This window comes from uncultured Campylobacter sp. (assembly GCF_938018145.1).
In the GTDB taxonomy this organism is placed as follows: domain Bacteria; phylum Campylobacterota; class Campylobacteria; order Campylobacterales; family Campylobacteraceae; genus Campylobacter_A.
Window position 1 is genome coordinate 1 of sequence record NZ_CALIII010000108.1, and the last position, 4,867, is coordinate 4,867.

4 protein-coding genes are annotated in these 4,867 nt (G+C 48.6%); all 4 read left to right on the top strand.

Annotation, left to right across the window (positions count from 1 at the left end):
* Positions 1 to 458: 458 nt before the first annotated feature.
* Complete coding sequence (locus Q0338_RS02365) at positions 459 to 2,153, top strand: Na+/H+ antiporter NhaC family protein (RefSeq protein ID WP_298085359.1); 1,695 nt, start codon at positions 459 to 461, stop codon at positions 2,151 to 2,153.
* A gap of 2 nt (positions 2,154 to 2,155) precedes the next feature.
* Positions 2,156 to 3,289: a tRNA (uridine(54)-C5)-methyltransferase TrmA gene (gene trmA / locus Q0338_RS02370; protein ID WP_298085360.1), complete on the top strand. Its 1,134-nt coding sequence runs from the start codon at positions 2,156 to 2,158 to the stop codon at positions 3,287 to 3,289.
* The gene (locus tag Q0338_RS02375) at positions 3,282 to 3,677 is read left to right on the top strand and encodes a CoA-binding protein (protein WP_298085361.1); all 396 of its coding nucleotides are present in this window, start codon (positions 3,282 to 3,284) and stop codon (positions 3,675 to 3,677) included. The genes trmA and Q0338_RS02375 overlap by 8 nt, the downstream gene beginning before the upstream one ends.
* A gap of 205 nt (positions 3,678 to 3,882) precedes the next feature.
* A partial coding sequence (ilvA, locus tag Q0338_RS02380) for a threonine ammonia-lyase (RefSeq protein WP_298085362.1) occupies positions 3,883 to 4,867 on the top strand: 985 nt, incomplete at its 3' end.

Here is a 4,867-nt window from a genome sequence, read left to right on the forward strand (position 1 = left end):
TGCGGATTTTAGGATTAAATTCGGTTGTTTTTTAGTCAAGTTTAATCCTAAATTTAACGCCTGATTTTCAAATTTGAGCGGCGGAAGCGAGGCTGCATTTACATTGCCCCAGCCCGCTCAATCTTGAAACGAAATCTAAATTTAACCTTCTTTCGTGCAAATGACGCGCGGCTCGCTAATATCAAAATTTGACCAACAAATCAAAGCTAAAATTTCCCGCAAAATCTAAACTACGAGCAAATTTAAATTTGCCGCCGAGCGCAGTTTTAAACAAAATTTCCACAAAAGCTTCATTTTTAACATAAAATTTTAATAAAGAGCTAAAAAAATTGAATTCTAAGCGAATTTAAAACAAAAATTTAAGCCGCATTTAGCTAAATTTATGCCTTAAATACCGACCGACCGCACGCGGGGCGGAAAATTTGATTAAACCGACGAAAAACAAAAAGGAGTTTTTGATGAAAAAGATTTTATTTTTGTCGCTTTTGCCGATCTTGGCGCTAGCCGTAGATCCCGAAGTAGCGAAAAAAAATGCCGAAATTTTCGGCTTTTGGACGCTCATACCGCCCGTGGTGGCGATAGTTTTGGCGTTTATCACCAAAGACGTCGTTTTGTCGCTGTTTATCGGCGTTTTTAGCGGAACGTTTCTCATAAACGTCATCGACTCGAGCATCCCGATGACCTTCGTAAAGGGCTTTACCGACATCGTAAAAAGGGTCGTGGGCTCGCTGGCCGATAGCTGGAACGCGGGCATCGTGCTTCAGGTGCTTTGTATCGGCGGCGTGGTCGCGCTCATCACCAAAATGGGCGGAACCAAGGCTGTGGCGATATGGCTGAGCAAAAAGGCTAAAACAGGCGTTTCGGCTCAAATTTCAACTTGGGTGATGGGACTTTTCGTCTTTTTCGACGACTACGCGAACTCCCTCATCGTGGGCCCGATCATGCGCCCGATAACGGACAAATTTAAAGTCTCTCGCGAAAAGCTAGCCTTTATCATCGACGCTACCGCCGCTCCGATCGCTGGTTTAGCCGTCATCTCGACTTGGGTTGGACTTGAGATCTCGCTGATAAAGCAAGGCTACGAGCTCATCGGCATAACGAACGTAAATGCTTTTAGTATCTTTGTCGAGACGATGCCTTATAGATTTTACAATCTTTTCATGCTATTTTTCATCGTTTGCACCGCGTTTATGGGGCGCGAATTTGCAGGCATGCTAAAAGCCGAGCGCAGAGCTAGAGCGGGCGAACTGCACCCTAGACAGGGCGGAGCTATGATCGAGGACGTCGAGGATAAGACGCTAGAACCTAAAGAAAATATCAAACTACAAAGCTCAAACGCCGTTATTCCGCTTTTGGTGCTTATTTTGGGCGCGTTCGTTAGCTTTTACTTTAGCGGTTTGGGCGCGCTTGAGGGCGAGGCTCTTGAGAGCGCGAAGGCTCATCCGCTTACGTTCCACACTTTCCAAGCTACGTTCGGCGCTGCCGATGCGTCCGTAGCGCTATTTCAGTCGGCTTTGCTAGCTACGGTGGTGGCGATATTTATGGCCGTTTATAGAAAAATTTTGACTGTGCGCGAGGCGATAGAAACCTGGGGCAAGGGTTGGAAAACCATGATAACTACGATCATCATCCTGCTTCTTGCGTGGTCGCTAAGCTCGGTTATCAAGGAGCTTGGCACATCTCGCTACCTAGTTGATCTGCTTTCGCAGTCTACGCCAAAGATCGTCCTTCCGGCGGCGATTTTTATGCTGGGTTCATTTATCAGCTTTTCTACCGGCACCAGCTACGGCACGATGGGCATTTTGATGCCGCTTGCGATACCATTAGCTAGCGCCGTGGGCATGCACAGCGGACTAGAGGGCGACGCCTTGCACGCGTATATGATAGTAAATATCTCAGCCGTTTTAACGGGCGCGATATTCGGCGATCACTGCTCACCGATCTCGGATACTACGATACTTTCGTCCATGGGCGCGGGATGTAACCACATCGATCACGTCCAGACTCAGATGCCTTATGCGCTTGCGGTTTGCGCGATCAGTATTTTTGCGGGATACTTCCCGACTGCGCTTGGCCTAAGCATCTGGATAGTGCTTCCTTTGGGGCTTTTGGTGACGGCTTTGGTTGTTAGATTCGTTGGGCAAAAGGTTTAAATTTGCCCGATAAGTTTTGCAAATTTTTAAGAGAGTGCGGCAGTTGCACTCTTGATATGCCTTATGAGGAGCAGGCTGAGTTTAAAAAAGATCTCATAAAGCGCGAATTTGAACCTTTTTACCGCGGCGAATTTGAGTTTTTCGCCTCGCAGAGTGCTGGCTACCGCACTAGGGCGGAGTTTGGAGTCTGGCACGATATTTGGCATAGCGCGGTCGATCTAGCATACACGATGCACGGCGCCAAAACCAAGCGAATTATGATAGACGAATGCCCAAAAGTAGCCGATCCTATCGCAAATTTGATGCCGCGTTTGCTTGAAGCGCTTATGAAAAATCAAATTTTAAAAGAGAGGCTGTTTGGCGCCGAGTTTATCTCGTGCGCGAGCGGGATACTAGCGACACTGCTCTATCATAAGCGTCTAGGCGAAGCCGAGCAGGGCGAGATAGAGAGCCTAGCACGCGAGCTTGCCGGTCACCGTGTAACGATAGCTGCGAGAGCAAAGGGGCAAAAGCTACTAAGCGGCGAGCTAAATTTACAGGACCGCCTAAACATCGGCGGTAAAATTTACAAATTTACATTCGGCGACGGAGCTTTTATTCAGCCAAACACCACCGTAAACGAAAAGATGATCGCATGGGCGAAGGGGTGCGTAGAGTGCGGCGCGGATCTGCTCGAGCTTTACTGCGGACACGGCAACTTTACCGTTCCGCTAGCTGAAAAATTTAAGCGCGTTTTGGCAACCGAAATCTCCAAAAGCTCAATCGCAAATGCGCTCAAAAACTGCGAACTAAACGGCGTAGATAACATCAAATTTTTGCGAATGAGCGCCGAGGAGCTGATGAGCGCGTTTGGGCGCGAGCGCGAGTTTAACCGCCTAAGAGAGCTTGATATCTTTAGCTACGACTTCTCGCACGTTTTGGTCGATCCGCCGCGCGCGGGACTTGATGAGAGCGTGATAAATTTCATCAAAAGCTACGAAAATATCATCTATATCTCCTGTTCGCCGCAAAGTCTAAAGCGCGATCTAGCGCAGCTTGCCGCGACGCACGAGGCGGTCAATTTTGCCGTGTTTGATCAGTTTGCAAACACCGCTCACATCGAGTGCGGCGTGCTTTTAAAGAGTAAAAATGCCTAGCGATCTTAGGCAAATTTTATTCGCCGCTAAAAATATCGCGGTCGTGGGCCTTAGTCCAGATGAGAGCAAGCCTAGCAACGAGGTTGCGAAATTTCTAATCGAGCGCGGTTTTAACGTATTTCCCGTCTATCCAAAATTTGATGAAATTTTAGGACGCAAGGTTTATAGAAATTTGACCCAAGTAGATGAAAATATCGACATCGCCGTGATGTTTAGAAAGGGTGAGTTTGCTAGCGAGCTAGTAAAGGACGCCGTCAAAAAAGGCGTGAAAACGCTGTGGCTACAGCTTGGTATCACAAACGACGAAGCGGGAGCGGTCGCGTGCGAAAACGGGATAAATTTCGTGCAGGATAGGTGCATAAAAATCGAGCTACAAAGGCTTGATTAGGCCAAATTTGACGGCGGCGAGTAACTTTTTTAAGACGCAAATTTGAGGGTTTAATCAAATTTGAAACCGCTCTAAACGCCAAATAAAAAACGCAAATGCGGTAATGCGCGATAAAAAATAAAGAAAACGTAAGCAAAAATACGGTAAATAAACGCGCAAGCAAAAGCGACGAAAAGTAAAATTTAAACAAAAACGAAAGGCTAAAATGATCTCTCTAAATAAAATAATCCAAGCCAAGCGCACGATAAGCGGCTTTGTATACAAGACGCCCTTTGCCTACAGCGCAAAGCTAAGCCTCGCAAGCGGCGCGCTCATCTACCTAAAAGAAGAAAACCTCCAGCGCACGGGCGCATACAAGATCCGCGGCGCGTATAATAAAATCGCAAATTTAAGCGCGCAGGAGCGTAAAAAAGGCGTCGTCGCGGCAAGTGCGGGCAATCACGCCCAAGGCGTAGCTATTTCAGCGCGCGAGTTTAAGACGCCCGCCACCATCGTGATGCCCGAGTCCACGCCGCTTTTAAAGGTGCTAGGCACCAAAGATCTAGGCGCCGAGGTTATCCTAAAGGGCGATAACTTCGACGAGGCCTACGCCTACGCCGTCGAGTACGCCAAGCAGCAGGGCATGAGCTTTATTCATCCATTTGACGACGAGTATGTGATGGCTGGGCAGGGGACAGTCGGGCTAGAGATGCTTGATGATCTAGCCGAGCTTGAGACTATCATCGTGCCGGTTGGCGGCGGCGGGCTAATCAGCGGCATATCAAGCTGCGTAAAACAGGTAAATCCAGACATCCGCGTGGTCGCCGTGAGCGCAAAGGGCGCGCCTGCGATGTTTAACAGCTTTAGCGCTAAAAAAAGCATAAACTCAAAAACCGTGCGCACGATCGCCGACGGTATCGCGGTTCGCGACGCTAGCGAGACGACTCTGGCAAATATCCTTGAGTGCGTGGACGAGTTCGTGCAGGTCGATGACGAGGAGATCGCAAACGCGATTTTGTTCCTGCTCGAGACGCAAAAGATCGTGGTCGAGGGCGCGGGCGCGGTCGGCGTCGCCAGTATCTTGCACAACAAGGTCAAATTTAAAGCCGGCGAGCGCATCGGCATCGTGCTAAGCGGCGGAAACATCGACGTACAGATGCTAAACGTCATCATCGAAAAAGGTCTAATAAAGTCGCACCGCAAGATGGCGC